General features: G+C 68.2%; 11 protein-coding genes. 8 read left to right on the top strand and 3 right to left on the bottom strand.

Annotation, left to right across the window (positions count from 1 at the left end):
• The first annotated feature begins 173 nt into the window (after positions 1 to 173).
• From T333_RS24400 to T333_RS24380, 5 genes are all read left to right on the top strand, one after another.
• Complete coding sequence (locus T333_RS24400; RefSeq protein ID WP_357248335.1) at positions 174 to 4,703, top strand: HAMP domain-containing protein; 4,530 nt, start codon at positions 174 to 176, stop codon at positions 4,701 to 4,703.
• On the top strand, positions 4,703 to 7,078 hold the full coding sequence (locus tag T333_RS24395) for a SpoIIE family protein phosphatase (RefSeq protein WP_357248338.1): 2,376 nt from the start codon (positions 4,703 to 4,705) through the stop codon (positions 7,076 to 7,078). The genes T333_RS24400 and T333_RS24395 overlap by 1 nt, the downstream gene beginning before the upstream one ends.
• 130 nt (positions 7,079 to 7,208) lie before the next feature.
• A complete protein-coding gene (locus T333_RS24390) occupies positions 7,209 to 7,565 on the top strand; it encodes an STAS domain-containing protein (protein WP_357248341.1) in 357 nt (118 codons plus the stop codon).
• Entirely contained in the window at positions 7,562 to 8,491 is a 930-nt protein-coding gene (locus T333_RS24385; RefSeq protein ID WP_496425951.1) for an anti-sigma factor RsbA family regulatory protein, read from the top strand. Before T333_RS24390 ends, T333_RS24385 begins: the two co-directional genes overlap by 4 nt.
• A 149-nt stretch (positions 8,492 to 8,640) precedes the next feature.
• Positions 8,641 to 8,784 (top strand): hypothetical protein, encoded by a 144-nt coding sequence (locus tag T333_RS24380; protein ID WP_354999805.1) that lies wholly within the window; start codon positions 8,641 to 8,643, stop codon positions 8,782 to 8,784.
• 31 nt (positions 8,785 to 8,815) lie between these two features.
• Here the strand turns inward: T333_RS24380 and T333_RS24375 are convergent, their stop codons facing one another.
• Positions 8,816 to 9,472: a hypothetical protein gene (locus T333_RS24375; RefSeq protein WP_357248345.1), complete on the bottom strand. Its 657-nt coding sequence runs from the start codon at positions 9,470 to 9,472 to the stop codon at positions 8,816 to 8,818.
• A gap of 18 nt (positions 9,473 to 9,490) precedes the next feature.
• On the opposite strand from T333_RS24375, the gene T333_RS24370 reads away from it, so the two are divergent.
• Positions 9,491 to 9,733 (top strand): hypothetical protein, encoded by a 243-nt coding sequence (locus T333_RS24370; RefSeq protein WP_354999807.1) that lies wholly within the window; start codon positions 9,491 to 9,493, stop codon positions 9,731 to 9,733.
• Here T333_RS24370 and T333_RS24365 read toward each other — a convergent pair.
• A complete protein-coding gene (locus tag T333_RS24365; RefSeq protein WP_496425950.1) occupies positions 9,718 to 11,511 on the bottom strand; it encodes an ABC transporter ATP-binding protein in 1,794 nt (597 codons plus the stop codon). The genes T333_RS24370 and T333_RS24365 overlap by 16 nt on opposite strands.
• Before the next feature lie 289 nt (positions 11,512 to 11,800).
• On the opposite strand from T333_RS24365, the gene T333_RS24360 reads away from it, so the two are divergent.
• The gene (locus T333_RS24360; RefSeq protein ID WP_496425949.1) at positions 11,801 to 13,465 is read left to right on the top strand and encodes a protein kinase domain-containing protein; all 1,665 of its coding nucleotides are present in this window, start codon (positions 11,801 to 11,803) and stop codon (positions 13,463 to 13,465) included.
• A complete protein-coding gene (locus T333_RS24355) occupies positions 13,429 to 14,865 on the top strand; it encodes an ATP-binding protein (RefSeq protein WP_496425948.1) in 1,437 nt (478 codons plus the stop codon). The genes T333_RS24360 and T333_RS24355 overlap by 37 nt, the downstream gene beginning before the upstream one ends.
• A gap of 277 nt (positions 14,866 to 15,142) precedes the next feature.
• Here T333_RS24355 and T333_RS24350 read toward each other — a convergent pair whose 3' ends face one another.
• Positions 15,143 to 15,991 carry a TetR/AcrR family transcriptional regulator gene (locus T333_RS24350; RefSeq protein WP_496425947.1) on the bottom strand — a complete coding sequence of 283 codons (849 nt, stop codon included), beginning with the start codon at positions 15,989 to 15,991 and terminating at the stop codon, positions 15,143 to 15,145.
• Between the last annotated feature and the right edge of the window lie 17 nt (positions 15,992 to 16,008).

Raw genomic sequence — 16,008 nt, 5'->3', positions numbered from 1 at the left:
TGTGCGCCAATGGGTTCGCCCACGAGCACTCGGAGACGTAAAGTACCGCCGGGCGGGTGTTCAGCAGCCAGCACCTCGCCGCTCGTCAGCGACCCGCCGTGTGCGGTGTCGCGCGGGTCGGCGTGCCCAGTCGGACCTCATCCGGTCCGAATCGGGACGAAGCGAGGATGGCAATGACGGATACCGCGGCACCGGCCCGCGCCCCGAAGCAGGCTGCTACGGCCACCGAACAAGTCGAGCTGCGCCAACTACTGGCCGGATTGACGGCGGTGCGCGACGGCGATTTCGGCACCCAGTTGCCCACCGACGCCGACGGGCTGCTCGGCGAGATCGCGATGGTGTTCAACGGCATGGTGGACCAGCTCTCGCTGTTCACCTCCGAGGTCACCCGCGTCGCGCGCGAGGTCGGCACGGACGGGCGGCTCGGTGGACAGGCCGAAGTGCCTGGCGTGTCCGGCACCTGGAAGGACCTCACCGACTCGGTGAACGCCATGGCGGGCAACCTGACCAGCCAGGTGCGCGACATCGCCCAGGTCGCCACCGCCGTGGCGCAGGGCGACCTGTCGCAGAAGATCGACGTGGACGCGCGCGGGGAGATCCTCGAGCTGAAGAACACGGTCAACACGATGGTCGACCAGCTGTCCTCCTTCGCCGACGAAGTCACCCGCGTGGCAAGGGAAGTGGGCTCGGAGGGCCAGTTGGGCGGCCAGGCCGAGGTCCCCGGCGTCGGCGGCGTGTGGCGCGACCTCACCGACTCGGTGAACTTCATGGCGGGCAATCTGACCGACCAGGTCCGCAACATCGCGCAAGTGACCACCGCGGTGGCGCGCGGCGACCTGAGTCAGAAGATCACGGTCACCGCCCGCGGGGAGATCCTCGAGCTGAAGAACACCATCAACACGATGGTCGACCAGCTGTCGTCCTTCGCCGACGAGGTCACCCGCGTCTCCCGCGAGGTGGGCACCGAAGGCATCCTCGGCGGTCAGGCCGACGTCAAAGGCGTCTCCGGAACCTGGCGCGACCTCACCGACTCGGTGAACTTCATGGCGGGCAACCTGACCGCGCAGGTGCGTTCGATCGCTCAGGTCGCCACCGCGGTCGCGGGCGGTGACCTCACTCAGAAGATCCGGGTCGACGCGCGCGGGGAGATCCTCGAGCTGAAGAACACCATCAACACGATGGTCGATCAGCTGTCGTCCTTCGCCGACGAGGTCACCCGCGTCTCCCGCGAGGTGGGCACCGAGGGACGGTTGGGTGGGCAGGCCGACGTCAAGGGCGTCTCCGGAACCTGGAAGGACCTCACCGAATCGGTCAACGTCATGGCCGACAACCTCACCGCGCAGGTGCGTTCGATCGCTCAGGTCACCACCGCCGTCGCGGGCGGCGACCTGACCCAGAAGATCCGGGTCGACGCGCGCGGGGAGATCCTCGAACTCAAGGAGACCATCAACACGATGGTCGATCAGCTCTCCTCGTTCGCCGACGAGGTCACTCGCGTCGCCCGCGAGGTCGGCACCGAGGGCAACCTCGGCGGCCAGGCGACGGTGCGCGGCGCGTCGGGCACCTGGAAGGACCTGACCGACAACGTCAACGTCATGGCCTCCAACCTGACCAACCAGGTGCGCTCGATCGCGCAGGTCGCCACGGCGGTGGCGCGCGGCGACCTGAGCCAGAAGATCACCGTGGAGGCCAAGGGCGAGGTCGCGGCGCTCGCCGGCGTGATCAACACGATGGTCGACACGCTGTCGGCGTTCGCCGACGAGGTCACCCGCGTCGCCCGCGAGGTCGGCACCGAGGGCATGCTCGGCGGTCAGGCTCGCGTGCCGAACGTGGCGGGCACGTGGAAGGACCTGACCGACAACGTCAACTCCATGGCGAACAACCTGACCAACCAGGTCCGCAACATCGCCCAGGTGACCACCGCGGTCGCCCAAGGCGATCTGACCCGCAAGATCGACGTGGACGCGCGCGGGGAGATCCTCGAGCTGAAGACCACGATCAACACGATGGTCGACCAGCTCTCGGCGTTCGCCGCCGAGGTCACCCGCGTCGCACGTGAGGTCGGGTCGCAGGGCCGGTTGGGTGGACAGGCCGAGGTCGAGGGCGTCTCGGGCACCTGGAAGCGGCTGACCGAGAACGTCAACGAGCTCGCGGGCAACCTGACCCGCCAGGTGCGCGCCATCGCGGAGGTCACCAGCGCCGTCGCGGAGGGCGACCTGACCCGATCCATCACCGTCGAGGCGTCCGGCGAGGTCGCGGAGCTCAAGGACAACATCAACTCGATGGTGGAGTCGCTGCGTGAGACCACCAAGGCCAACCAGGACCAGGACTGGCTCAAGACCAACCTGGCTCGCATCTCCAGCCTCATGCAAGGCCAGCGCGATCTGCACGTGGTGGCCGAGTTGATCATGGACGAGCTCGCGCCGCTGGTCTCGGCGCAGTTCGGCGCGTTCTACCTGGCCGACGACACCGCCGAGCGGCCGGAGCTGCGATTGATCAGCTCCTACGGAAGCCCGGAGGAGCCGGGCGGGGAGACACGGTTCACCTTCGGTCAGTCGCTGGTCGGTCAGGCCGCGCGCAGCCGCCGCACGATCGCGGTCGACGACGTGCCAGGGGACTACGTCACCATCTCCTCCGGGCTGGGGCGGACGGCGCCGGTCAACCTGCTCGTCCTGCCGATCGGGGTGGAGGACCAAGTGCTCGGCGTCATCGAGCTGGCCTCACTGCACCGCTTCACCCGCATCCACCGGGACTTCCTCGACCAGCTGATGGAGACGGTCGGCGTCAACGTCAACACCATCATCGCCAACGCCCGCACCGACGAATTGCTCGTCGAATCCCAGCGCCTGACCACCGAACTGCAAGCCCGTTCGGAAGAGCTGCAGGTCCGTCAGGAAGAACTCCAGTCGTCCAACGCCGAGATGGAGGAGAAGGCGGCGCTGCTGGCCAGGCAGAACCGCGACATCGAGGCAAAGAACCTCGAGATCGAGCAGGCCAGGCAGGAGCTCGAGACCCACGCCCAGCAGCTCGCGCTCGCGTCGAAGTACAAGTCGGAGTTTCTGGCCAATATGAGCCACGAGCTGCGCACGCCGCTGAACAGCCTGCTGATCCTCGCTCAGCTGCTTGCCCAGAACCCGACCCGCAACCTCACGCCCAAGCAGGTCGAGTACGCGGGCATCATTCACTCGGCGGGTTCGGATCTGCTGCAGCTGATCAACGACATCCTCGATCTGTCCAAGGTCGAGGCGGGCAAGATGGACATCACGCCCGAGCGCGTGCCGCTGCGCAAACTGCTGGACTACGTCGAGGCCACCTTCCGGCCGATGACGACGCAGAAGAGTCTCGGGTTCCGCATCACCACCGCGCCCGGCCTGCCCCTCGATTTGGTCACCGACGATTCGCGGTTGCGGCAGGTGCTCGGCAATCTGTTGTCCAACGCGGTGAAGTTCACCGAGACCGGATCGGTCGAGTTGCGCATCGAGCCGTCGGAGGCGCGGGAACTGCCCGCCGCCGTGCGCAGGCACGGCCCGGCCCTCGCGTTCCGGGTGATCGACACCGGCATCGGCATCGCCGCGCACCAACTGGAGTCGATCTTCGGCGCGTTCCAGCAAGCCGACGGGACGACCAGCCGCAAGTACGGCGGCACCGGGCTCGGCCTGTCGATCAGCCGGGAGATCGCCTACCTGCTCGGCGGCGCGATCACCGCGGACAGCGCGCTCGACCAGGGCAGCACGTTCACCCTGTACCTCCCGGTCGCCCGCCCGGACTTCCAGGAGGCGCCCTACCACGACCGCGAGGACACGCGGCAAGACGACAGCCGCTCCGACTACACGCCGAGCGCCGCGACGCCGCAGCAGCAGCGCAGGCTGCTGGTCGTGGAGGAACGCCCGGAGGGCCTGCTGTCGCTGGTCGCGCAGACCGCGGTGGCCGACCTCGCCGCGGGCAACGATCCGCGCGGTCCCGTCCAGATCGTCAGCGCCAACGGCGTGGAGGAAGCGGCGGCGGCGATGGCCGCCGAGGCCTTCCACTGCGTGGTGCTGGAATTGGACATGCCCGACGGCGCCGCGCTGCTGTTCCTGGAGACGATGGACGGAGACGCCGCGCTGAGCAGCGTCCCGGTGCTCGCCCACAACCGCAGGCTCGACGCCGAGCAGGAACGCCTGCTGCACGAACGCATCTCGCGCCAACCGCTGGAGCTGCTGTCCAGCCTCGACGAACTGCGTGAGCGAATCGCGTTGCACGTCAGCGCGGAAGCGCCCGGCGACGTGCTGGCCCTCGTGCGCCGCGAGGAGACACCGGCCGCCGCGCCGCGGCAGCCGGTCGGCGAACTCGCCGGACGCACCGTGCTCATCGTCGACGACGACGCCCGTAACCTGTTCGCGCTCAGCAGCATTCTCGAACTGCACGGCATCGGCGTGCTGCACGCCGAGAACGGGCGCGAGGGCATCGACAAGCTGCTCGCCCACCCCGAGACGGATCTGATCCTGATGGACGTGATGATGCCGGAGATGGACGGCTACACCGCGACCGCGGCGATCCGCGAGATGCCGCAGTACGCGAACCTGCCGATCATCGCGGTGACGGCCAAGGCCATGCTCGGCGATCGGGACAAGAGCCTCGCGTCGGGCGCCAACGACTACGTCACCAAGCCCGTCGACGCGGACGCCTTGCTCGCCCGCATTCAGCACTGGCTGCGTGCCTGATGACCGAATCGGACATCAGCGACTCCGTGATCCAGGACGGTCGTCCGGCCGAGCAGCCCACCGTCACCCGCCTCGCTGCCACCGTGGAGCGGCTGCGCAAGGAGGTCCAGCGGGCCCACGCCACCGCCGACGGTCGGGCGCTGATCGAGATGGCCAAAGGCGTTCTGATCGAACGGCTTCGGTGCGGGCCCGCGCAGGCGGCGCGCCAGCTGGACACCCTGTCCGAACAGGCGGGCGTCACGACACTGGAACTGGCCGCCGACCTGGTCAACCAGGCGGCGCAGGACAAAGTCAGCGCGGCGGTGGGCCAGTTCCTGCTGAGCACCGCCACCCCGAGCGAGCCGACGGCGGCCGTGCGACTGCGCACCGCCGAGAGCGGGTTGCTCGCGGCGGGCGACACCCAGCGCGTGGCGGAGTCGGTGCTCGAGCACGCCGTCGCGCCGCTGGGCGCCACGGCCGTGGCGATCTGGGCTGCCGGGACCGACGCGTCGCTGACGCTGGTGGCTTTCGCCGGGATCGGCCCGCACGAGGCCCAGCGGTGGCGCTATGTGCCGCCCGGTCTGGCCACCCCGGCGCGGCAGGCGCTGGTGAACCGCGCCGCGCAGTGGATCGAGAACCTGAGCGAGGCCGGTCTGCCGTCGATCGGCCACCGCGGCGGCGGGCGGGCGGCGATCCCGGTGGGTGCGGGCGGCAAACTGCTCGGCGTGCTCGAGGTGTGCTGGCCGCAGCCGCTCGAGCCACAGCCGCCCCAGGTGCACCGGCAGCTGGAAGCGCTCGCCGAGTTGTGCGCGCACACTTTGGAATCGGACCTGGCCGCGGTGCACGCGTCGGACCGGCCCGACGTCGCGGATCTGGTGCGGCTGTCCGACGGCCTGTTCGACCCCGCGCTGGTGCTGCTGCCCCACCTCGACGACGACGGCGCGCTCGCCGATTTCCGCGTCCACCACGTCAACACCTGCTTCGTCGACCCGGCCGGTCGCGCCCGCGGCCTGATCAGGGGCACGTTGCTGCTCGAGTCGTACCCGATGGCCGCGAGCGAGGGACGGCTGTTCGAACGGATCGAGCACGTCTTCGCGACCGGCGAGACCTACCGAGCCGAGCGGGTGACGCTGACCGAACTGGTCGACCAGGTACCGCTGACGGTCTCGGCGGCGCTGAGTATCAGCAGGCACGGCGACGCCGTGCTGATGGTCTGGCGGGTGGAGGACGAGGCGGCGCGGCTGGCGGCGCTGTTGCAGCACGCCCAGCGTCTCGGCCGGGTCGGCGGGTTCGAGGAGAACGCGGCCACCGGCGAAATCACCTGGAGCGACCAGCTTTTCGCCCTGCACGGGCTGGCGCCGACGGCGGATCCCATCCCGCTGGCGCAGCTGCCAGGTCACGTCGACGAGGCCGACACCGAAGCAGTGCGACGGTTTCTGCGGACCCTGCTGCGCTATCGCCGTCCGGCTTCCACGGCGTTCCGCCTGATCCGGCCGGACGGTGTGATCCGGCACATCAGGATCATCGCCGAACCGGTGGCCGATGCGGCCGGGCACCTGCTCGCCATTCGCGGCGCCTACCAGGACATCTCGTCGCAACACTGGACCGAGATCGCGCTGTCGGCCACGCGCGATCGGCTCACGCACACCGAGGAGCACGCCGCCGAGCAGAGCCGCCTCGCGCGGCAACTCCAGCAGGCGATCATGCCCGACGCGCAGCCGTCCACCGAGGCCTTCGGTCTGCGGATCGCGGTGCGCTACCAGCCGACCGAGCAAGACCACCTGGTCGGCGGCGATTGGTACGACGCGATCGTGTTGCCGTCCAAGAAGATTCTGGTCTCGGTCGGCGACATCACCGGCCACGGCATCGCGGCGGCCACCGGCATGGTGGTGCTGCGCAACGCTCTGCGCGGTCTCGCCGCCACGGGCGCCGGGCCGGGCCAGATGCTGACGTGGCTGAATCTGGTCGCTCACCACCTGACCGACAACATCTTCGCCACCGCCGTCTGCGGCCTCTACGACCCGCAGACACAGGTGCTGCGCTGGGCCCGCGCGGGACACCTCCCGCCGGTGCTCATCCGCGCGGGCCACGCCTCGACCCTGCCCACCATCAAGGGCATGATCCTCGGCGCGGTGGCGGAGGCGGTCTACGAGGAAGCCGAACTCCAGCTGGAACCGGACGACACCCTCCTGCTCTACACCGACGGTCTCATCGAGCGCCGCGACCGGTACTTGGACGACTGCGTGGAACGACTGCTCGCGATCTCGGCGGAGTTCACCGGAACCCTGGACGATCGTCTGGACCACCTGCTCGACGGCAGCGACGCCAACACCGACGACGACACCTGCGTGGTCGGTATCCACGTGAGCCATGGCGCCGGGCGCGACAGCGCCTGATCGTCCTGGGGTATGGGAATGTCTGCCGCCTGACCCACCCGGATACACTGTGCCGCTGGAAGGGTCGTCCTTCCGCTGGTCCTGGCTGCGACTGCCAGCAGGCGGCCGACGGTGTCGAAGGAGTCCGAAGGTGGATGCCCCACTCGCGGTGGGTGACTCCGATGGAGCGCTGTCCGGAACGACGGAGCTGGAAGTGAGCGCGCTACCGGATCGCCCCGGACTACGCGCTTCCGGCGAGATCACCGCGGTCACTTGCTCGTCCTGGGAAGACGCCTTGGCCGAGCTGGCCCGGTGCCACACGGATGTCTCCTATATCGAGCTGTCGGATGTGGCCTACATCGATGTATCCGGGGCGACGGTGCTCGCGGTGACCGCGATGCGTTTGCCCGCCGGGCGGGTGGTGGTGGAATCCCCACCGCCGTCGCTGCCGCGGGTACTGGAGATGTTCTGGCCGAACCTGAACCGAATCGAGGTGACGCCGCGATGAGCGCAGTGGCCGCAAGCGAGGCGTTCGAACATCCCGCCCTGTTCTACCGCACAGAACAGGAGTACACCCAGCAGACGGTGTCGTTCCTGCGGGAGGGCATGGCGGCGGGCGAGCCGATGGCAGTCGCGGTACCCGGCCCCAACCTGGAACTGATCAGGAACGGCTTGGGCGCGGACGCCGAGGGCATCTTGTTCCTGGACATGACCGAGGCCGGCCGCAATCCGGGGCGGATCATTCCCAAGGTGCTCAGGGGCTTCGCCGACGCGCACCCCGAAGGACGGGTGCGCATCATCGGCGAGCCGATCTGGGCCGGACGCAGCGCGGTGGAGTACCCGGCGTGCGCGCAGCACGAGGCGTTGATCAACGCGGCCTTCGAAGGCCGGGCGGTGACGATCCTGTGCCCTTACGACGAGGTCCGGCTGGACGCGGGTGTGCTGGCCGACGCCCGTATCACCCACCCCACCCTCATCAGCGATGGGCGCGAGGCGGCCAGCGATGTCTACGACTGGCAGGCGATCGTGGCCCGCTACAACCAGTCGCTGCCGACCGCGCCGGATGCCGCCGTCTTTTCCTTCGGCGTGGACGAGCTTCGGGCCGTCCGGCACTTCGCCGTCGAGCAGGCCGGGAGGCTGGGCTTGCGGGGCGAGCGGTTGCAGGATGCCGAGCTCGCGGTCGGCGAGCTGACGACCAACAGCGTGGTGCACGGCGGCGGCAGCGGGACCTGCGCGATCTGGGCCGAGCAAGGGCAGCTGGTGTGCGAGGTTCGTGATAGCGGGCGGCTGACCGATCCGCTGGCCGGTCGCAGGCCACCGCAGCCTGGACAGGTCGGCGGCCGGGGGCTGATTCTGGTCCACTACATGGCGGATCTGGTGCGCGTGCACACCGGTGGCGACGGCACGACGATTCGGTTCTATCTCGGTCTCTGACCCTGCGCATGCAACCTCATGCGCCGTGTTCGATCGAAATGCGTTACACCGCCGCGGTTCTGGGTACTGCCGCATCCGGCCGGGGGCTGCGGTGCACAGCGACGTGAACGAGCTCGGGACGGCTTGTCGATCGACGAAGGGGAACGCTGATGTCGCTGCTGCCGCTGTTGATGATCGTGGTCGGGCTACCGTTCGCGGCGGTCACCGCCGCGTACTCCGCCATCTTGCTCGCCTGCTGGTGGGAGCTGCGCAGCGCGCCGCATCCGGCGGCGGCGGTTCAGCCGAGTCGATAGGGACACCCTGCATCGCAGTCGTGTGCGGTCGTCAGGAGTCCGGTCCGGCGGGTATCTGCACGGCTATTTCGCCACCCAGTTCGTAGCCGCCACCGAGCTCCAGTCCGTCACCGCTCCAGAACCGTCCGGGGTCGTACCAGTTGGGGCTTCGGTGTTGCGACAGCAGTCCCATCGATTGGTAGGTCGCGGCCACGATCTCCGCGCAGTACGCGCTTTCCAGCTCCTTGGCGGCCGCTCGGTTCGATCGGCGTCGGGGGAGCCGCACTCGGCCGCGTAGCCAGCGTCCGGCGAGACCGGCGGTGGAAGGGAAGGGGGTTCCGTCGAGTCGGGCGATGGTGCGCAGCAAGCTGTCTTCCATCTCTTTGGTCGCCGGAAGGTTCAACTGGCGCAACCAGGCTTGCTGACCGTAGCGGTGCGCCCACACCAGTACCGCGTCGCGCAGGTTGTGCAACTGGACGCCGCGGTGCGCGACGCCGGTCCACATGTCGGGCAGTGATCGGCCCAGCTCGGCGTGCCAGATCAGCGCGGGCAGATCGTCGAGCACGACCGACATGCCGACATGGTTGACCGGGCTGTTCGTCGTCATGCGAATCGCACGGTCGGCTGCCGAATGGCCACGAAACAGCCAGATGTCACCGGTCCTGGTGATCTCGAGCGCTCGATCGAGACTGATGCTCGTCCCCGTCATGGACGTAGCCTATGCGGTATGCGGTGGTGGAAGGCAGTGGGTTTGGCGGGTGCGGCAGGTGTGGTCGCGACCGGTGTGGTGATCGTGCGCGCCGAGCGCCGTCGCCGTGCCTACACTCCGGACCAGGTCCGCGAACGACTGCACATGCGACTCGCGCAGGCGACCGCGGTCGAAACGGCCGCCGAAACCGCCGCGCCAGCACCTCGGGACGCCGTCGGCATCCGCGGGCGCATCCGCCGCTTGTTTCAGTCGAAATCCTGACGGGCGACCACGTCCTCGCCGAGGAACCCACCCGATTGGCGCCGCCACAGCTGCGCGTATGTTCCTTGCGCGCAGAGCAACTCCTGGTGCGTCCCCTCCTCGACGACTCGCCCGTTGTCGAGCACCACCAGCCGGTCCATCCCGGCCACAGTGCTCAGCCGGTGCGCGACGACCAGTGCCGTCCGTCCTTCCATCAACTCCCAGAGCGTCTGCTGCACAAGCGATTCGCTTTCCGAGTCGAGTGCGCTGGTGGCCTCGTCCAGGAGCAGGATGGGCGCGTCCCGGAGGATGGCCCGGGCCAGCGCGACCCGCTGGCGCTGGCCGCCGGACAGTTTCACGCCGCGCTCGCCGATCAGCGTTTCCATACCCTGCGGTAGCGCGTCCGCGAACTCGGTGACGTGCGCGGCCTTGGCGGCCCGCGTGATCTCCTCGTCCGTGGCGTCCGGGCGCGCGAACCGGATGTTCTCGCTCAGGGTCCGGTGAAACATGGCCGGATCCTGTGGCACGTAAGCGATCAGACCGCGCAGATCCGCCTGCCGCAGCCGGGCGATGTCCTGCCCGCCGATGCGTATCGTTCCGGATTGAATATCCATCAACCGCAGCAGCAATTGGGTGATGGTGGTCTTGCCACCCCCGGACCGTCCCACCAGGCCTACCTTGGCGCCGCTCGGCACGTGCAGATCCAGTCCGTGAAACAGCTGCCGCGCGCCACCGTGCGTGAAGTCCACTCCCTCGAACCGCACGTCGAAGCCCTTGGGTCGCAGTGGTTCCGGATGTTCGATATCGAGCACCTTCGGTTCGTCGAGCAGCAGTTCGGTGAACTGCGCCGCCTCGGTGAGCACGGTCTCCAACCGTCGGTAGATCTGGTTGAACCGGAACATGATCCCGGTGGCGTTGAAGTAGTAGGTGAATGCCACAACAATGGCCTCCACCCCCGCGTTGCCGCGGCTGAGTCCCAACGCGATCAGCAGGCCGATCACATTGGTGAGTACCACCAGCGGCGCCACCAGCGTATCTATCCGCAGGTTCGCGTAATCCCAGGAGCGCACCGTTTTTCGCCGCGACGAGGCCACCCGCCGTCGATGCTCGGCCGCCTCCCGCGGTTCGGCGGCGAAGGCGCGCACCACCTGCATATTGGCCAGGCTGTCGGCCACATGCCCGGAAACCCGCGCGATGGCGGCCTCGCGGTCGTCGACGAGCTTCTGGCGGCGCTGGACCAACGGGATGATGACCAGCACGGTCACCACGATCATTCCCACCAGCACGGCGACCAGCACGGGGTTGTAGCGCCACAACACGATCGAGGCGAACACCAGCGGCACCAGTGCCGCCAGGACCTCGAAAGCGAGGGTGTCCACGAACTGTTCGAACCGAGCCGCGAAGCTGAGCGAGCGCTTCGTCAGCGAACCGGCGAAGTTGTTGTGGAAGAACGCCGCGTCCTTGGCGAGCAGCTCGTCCATGGCGACCACGTGCAGGTGCTCGATACCGTAGGCGTCGACTCGGTTGAGGCAGTGAATTCCGATGCGCCACAGCAGTTCCGCGAGCAGCAGGGTGCCACCGAAGGCGAGGATGTACGGAGCAAGGGCCCCGAAACTCGAATCGCCGGTGGCCGCGACCCGGCCGACAACCATGGCGACGATCAGCGGTGCGACGTACAGGTTGCAGATATTGCCGAGTGCCGGCCCCAGCAACGCCGGAATCGTTATGCCCTTACGAGAGGCCATTTCCCGGCCGTAGAAACGCAGAACCAGCTCGACCGCCGTCGCGCGTGAACTCATGCTCCCCCCGGTCTCGTATCGACGAGCGCTGCAGGTGAGTAATGATCCCGTGTCCAGGTGGGTTGTAGCCAGTGGATATCCGCCGAAGGCGAGCCTCCGACATCGCCGCCGACGGCGTCGAGGTGTTGCGCCGACTCACGCCGCGGTGACCGGCGTAGCCGATGCCGGTCGGAACAAGTCGGGGTTCTCGTCGGGTGTGGCCAACCGGCGATATTCTGGGAAGACGTCATCGAGAGGTGCGCAGTGGTGCATTCGACCTGGCTTGGATCGGATGGATCGGTGTAGGTCGATGACCGGCGCCGATTCATTCGCGACGCAACGCGACGTGTCCGGTTCGGTCGTGGCGGAGCTGGCCGCGGCCGGGTTCGAGGACGCCGTGGAGATCGGTCGTGGCGGTTTCGGCGCGGTCTATCGGTGCAGGCAGGCCGCGCTCGACCGCGTGGTGGCGGTCAAGGTGCTCACGGCCGATCTCGACGAGGACAATCGGGCGCGGTTCTTCCGCGAGCAGCGGGCGGCGGGCAGGCTGACCGGACATCCCAACATCGTCGATGTCCTCCATGCCGACGCCACCGGCAACGGTCGCCCATTCCTCGTCATGCCGTATTACGCGCACGGTTCCCTGGACGCACGGATTCGCCACAACGGACCACTGGAGCTAGGGGAAGCGCTGCGGCTCGGGGTGAAGATGGCCGGGGCGCTCGAGACGGCGCATCGCTTCGGGATTCTGCACCGCGACGTCAAGCCCGCGAACATCCTTTTCACCGACTACGACGAGCCGACGCTGGTGGACTTCGGAATCGCCCATTTCGCGGGCGGGTTCGTCACCGGCACCGGAATCATCACGGGTACACCTGCTTTCACCGCTCCGGAAGTGATAGCGGGCGAGCCGGTGACGCCTGCCGCGGACGTTTACGGTCTCGGTGCGACATTGTTCGCCGCGATCACCGGCCATGCCGCATTCGAACGCCGAAGCGGCGAGCAGGTGGTGGCTCAATTCGTCAGGATCACCTCCGAGCCGGTGCCCGATCTGCGGGAGCACGGCATCGCGGAAGAGGTCAGCGCCATCATCGAAAGTGCCATGTGCCGTGACCCGGGCAACCGCCCGACCGCCGCGGAACTGGGTGAGCGACTCCGGACATCGCAAGCCCATCATGGTTTTTCGGTCGACGAGATGGCATTGCGCACGCCACCCGACACTGAGCACGACTCTCCGCGAGCCGAACTCGGAAAGCCTCCCTCGGCAATGCGCGTCCGCCGAGCGTCCGCGACCTCGTCGCGTTCGGGCCGGTCGGGTAGGACTCCGTTGGAATTGACCAGTTTCGTGGATCGGCGCACGGAACTGGTCGAAGCGAGCAACGCGTTGTCGACCTCGCGGTTGGTGACGTTGACCGGGATCGGCGGGGTGGGCAAGACGCGGCTGGCGGTGCGGGTCGCCACCCTTGCCGAGGCCGAGTTCACCGACGGCACGACCTTCGTGGATATCGGCGAGGTGCGCGACGGGTCGCTGGTGTGGGGCATCGTGGCGGCGGCGCTGGGGTTGCAGGACCGGTCGGTGCTGCCGCTGCGCGAGGTACTCGTGGAATTCCTTGCCGATCGGGAATCGCTGCTCGTACTCGACAATTGCGAGCAATTGGTGGACGCGGTGGCCGAGCTCGCCGACTCGCTGCTTCGGACGTGTCCCGGGTTGCGCATTCTGGCGCTCCAGCCGCCGACAGATCCGAGCGATCGTGACCTTGTTGTCCTCGGTGATCTCGAACCCCGCGACAACCGTGGCAGCACGCTCGGCGAACAACCTCATCGCGTCGTCGCGCGACAGGTTCTCGGGCAGCCGATCGGGATCGGGGACCGCCAGCGGCTGAATCGGCAGAACCGCCTCTCCGTCGAGACCGATCGGCTCGCGACTCGTCCGGTTTGCCGTTGCCGATCGAGCTGGCGACGGCGTGGCTGCGGGTGATGTCGCCGGAGCAGGTGTTGCAGCGGTTGACCGATCGGTTCGCGTTGCTGACTCGTGGGAGCCGCAGCGCCCCACCGCGGCAGCAGACGCTGCGCGTGTGTATCGACTGGAGCCATGACTTGTGCACACCGGCGGAACAACGGGTGTGGGCGCGGTTGTCGGTGTTCGCCGGAGGCTTCGGACTCGAGGCCGCGCAGTACGTCTGTGGTGATCCGGCGGAGGATCTCCTGGATACGGTGGCCTCCCTCGTCGACAAGTCGATCCTGACGAGGGAGGAAGCGGGGACCGAGGTGGGGTTCGGCATGCTCGATACCGTGCGCGACTACGGCCGCGAAAAGGCAAGAGAGACCGGCGAATACCTCGAGATCTGCCGCCGCCACCGCGACTGGTGCGAACGGCTGGCGCTGGATGCGAACGCGGGCTTTTCCAGTACCCGGGCACTCGAGTGGGTCGGCAGGCTGCGTCGGGAGCGACCGAACTTGCGGCAAGCGCTGGAATTCTCCGTGTCGGAGAGTCCTGACGTCGGAATTCGGATCGCCGCGGCTGTGTGGCCCTTCTGGTTTTCCCAAGGCTCGCTGGGCGAAGGGCGACGCTGGCTGGATCGCCTGCTGGCGCTGCGCACCGGAGAACTCACTACCGACCAAGCCGGGGCGTTCTACGCCGCCTGCCTGATGGCCGCGGTGCAGGGTGACCTCGCCGCGGCGGCCGGCTGGGTGCGCCAAGGGCGCGCACTGGTCGAGGAGACGACCGACCCAGGGACCCGCGCTCGCATCGACTTCGCCGAGGGAGTTCTCGCACTGTTCAGCGGGAATCCCTCGGCCGCACGCCCGCACCTCGAGAAGGCCGTCGAGGTGTCTGCGGAAGATGGGGACGTGCTCTTCCAGATCGACGCCCTGACGAACCTCGGGGCCGTCCACGATCTGGGCCACGACACCGAGAAGGCCGTCGAGTGCTACGAGCACGCGCTCGCGCTCACCGACGATCACGGTGAAGCGATGTACCGGCCTTATGTGCTGTGGTCGCTGGCGGTGGCATCGTGGCGGGGAGGAGACCTCGCGCGGGCGACCGGATTGCTCGCGGAGGCACTGCGGGTGAACCGGACGGTGAAAGACCGCACGAACGCGAGCATGTGCTTACGAGCATTGGCGTGGATTGCCACAGAAGAGCAGGAGGCCGAACGGGCGGTCGTGTTGATGGCGGCCGCCGAGCAGATCGGCCGGTCGGTGGGCACTTCGCCGATATGGCTCGCGGACCTGCTCCCAGCCCAAGCAGAGTGGGAGCGCCGAACCCGCCAGGCGATGAGCGAACAGGCATACGCCGCGGCCTGGAGGGAGGGCGCCGCGCTCGGTTTCGACGCCGCGATCGCCTATGCCTTGGGTGGATGCTCGTTGGACAGCTGAATGATGACTGTCCGAGTACGGGCGGCGGCAGCGCGATCGTGGCGAGGGCGCCACCGCCCGCCGCGCGGGGGTTCGGGTGGCCCGACCCCTCCGGACCACCCGCTCACCGAACCGGCCGGCGGCCACGGCGCCGAGGGTGAGTGTGGCAGCGGCGATCGCGGACTTGATCTTCATGGGATGGGTTCCTTTCCCGCGCGGCATCTCCGCGCTGAGGACAGAAAACCAAGCCCTCCGTGAGATTTTCATGATGAACGCGCCAGCCGGTGAGGCAGGGTAGTCACTTGTCGAGTCGCTTTCGGTAAGCGCGCTGCTGGCATGCGCGTGAGCAGTAGAGGCGCGGTCGGCCGGAGGCGGGTCGCCGCACCGGCTTCCCGCACATCAGGCAGGTTTCATCACGAATTTCATCACGATTGCGGGCGATGAGCATCTCGATACCGTCGAGCACGCGCGCGAGCCCGAACTCGAACGGGGCCTCTGGCTCGTCGTAGCCGCCCGCTTCCCACAGGGCCGTGAGCGTCGGGTAGCGGTCGAGGCGCTGGTAGAGCGTGTCGCGAGCGCCCCACCATTCCCGCTCGCTCACCCCGCTCTGTCGTTCCTGCCGTGCGGTCTCCACCAACGTCTGGGCCTCGGCGTCGACGAACCGGCCGACCAGATTCACCGCGGCGATCACTTGCGCAGGGGGCAGGCCGGATTCGGCGACCACGCTCAGCATGCGTTCGTAGGAGGCGACGCCGTTGGGGCCGGGCAGGTGACGGCTGCCGCGCACCTCGGCCATCCAGGGGTGGCGCGTGCGCAGCTCCCATTCGCTGCGGGCGCACGACTCCAGTCGCGCCCGCCAGCCGTCTCCGGTGCCGACCGAGGGGTGGGCTTCCCCGCGGACGGCATCGAGCATGAGGTCGACGAGCTGGTCGCGTCCGGGCACATGGCGGTAGAGCGACATCGTGGTGAAGCCGAGCCGCTCGGCTACCTTGCGCATCGACAGGCCCTCCAGACCCTCGGCGTCGGCCAGTTCGATGGCGGCGCGCACTATCCTTCCCAGGCTCAGCCCCCGGCGCGGCTCCAGTTCGCGCTCCCGCCACAGCAATTCGACGCCGTGGTCGGGATCCTCCGCTTTGTCGTCGATCATTGGCCTCCCGCCGTCTA

This window comes from Nocardia sp. CNS-044, assembly GCF_059570515.1.
Note: the sequence above shows the minus strand (reverse complement) of the source record. Positions and strands in the feature narration are given on the sequence as shown.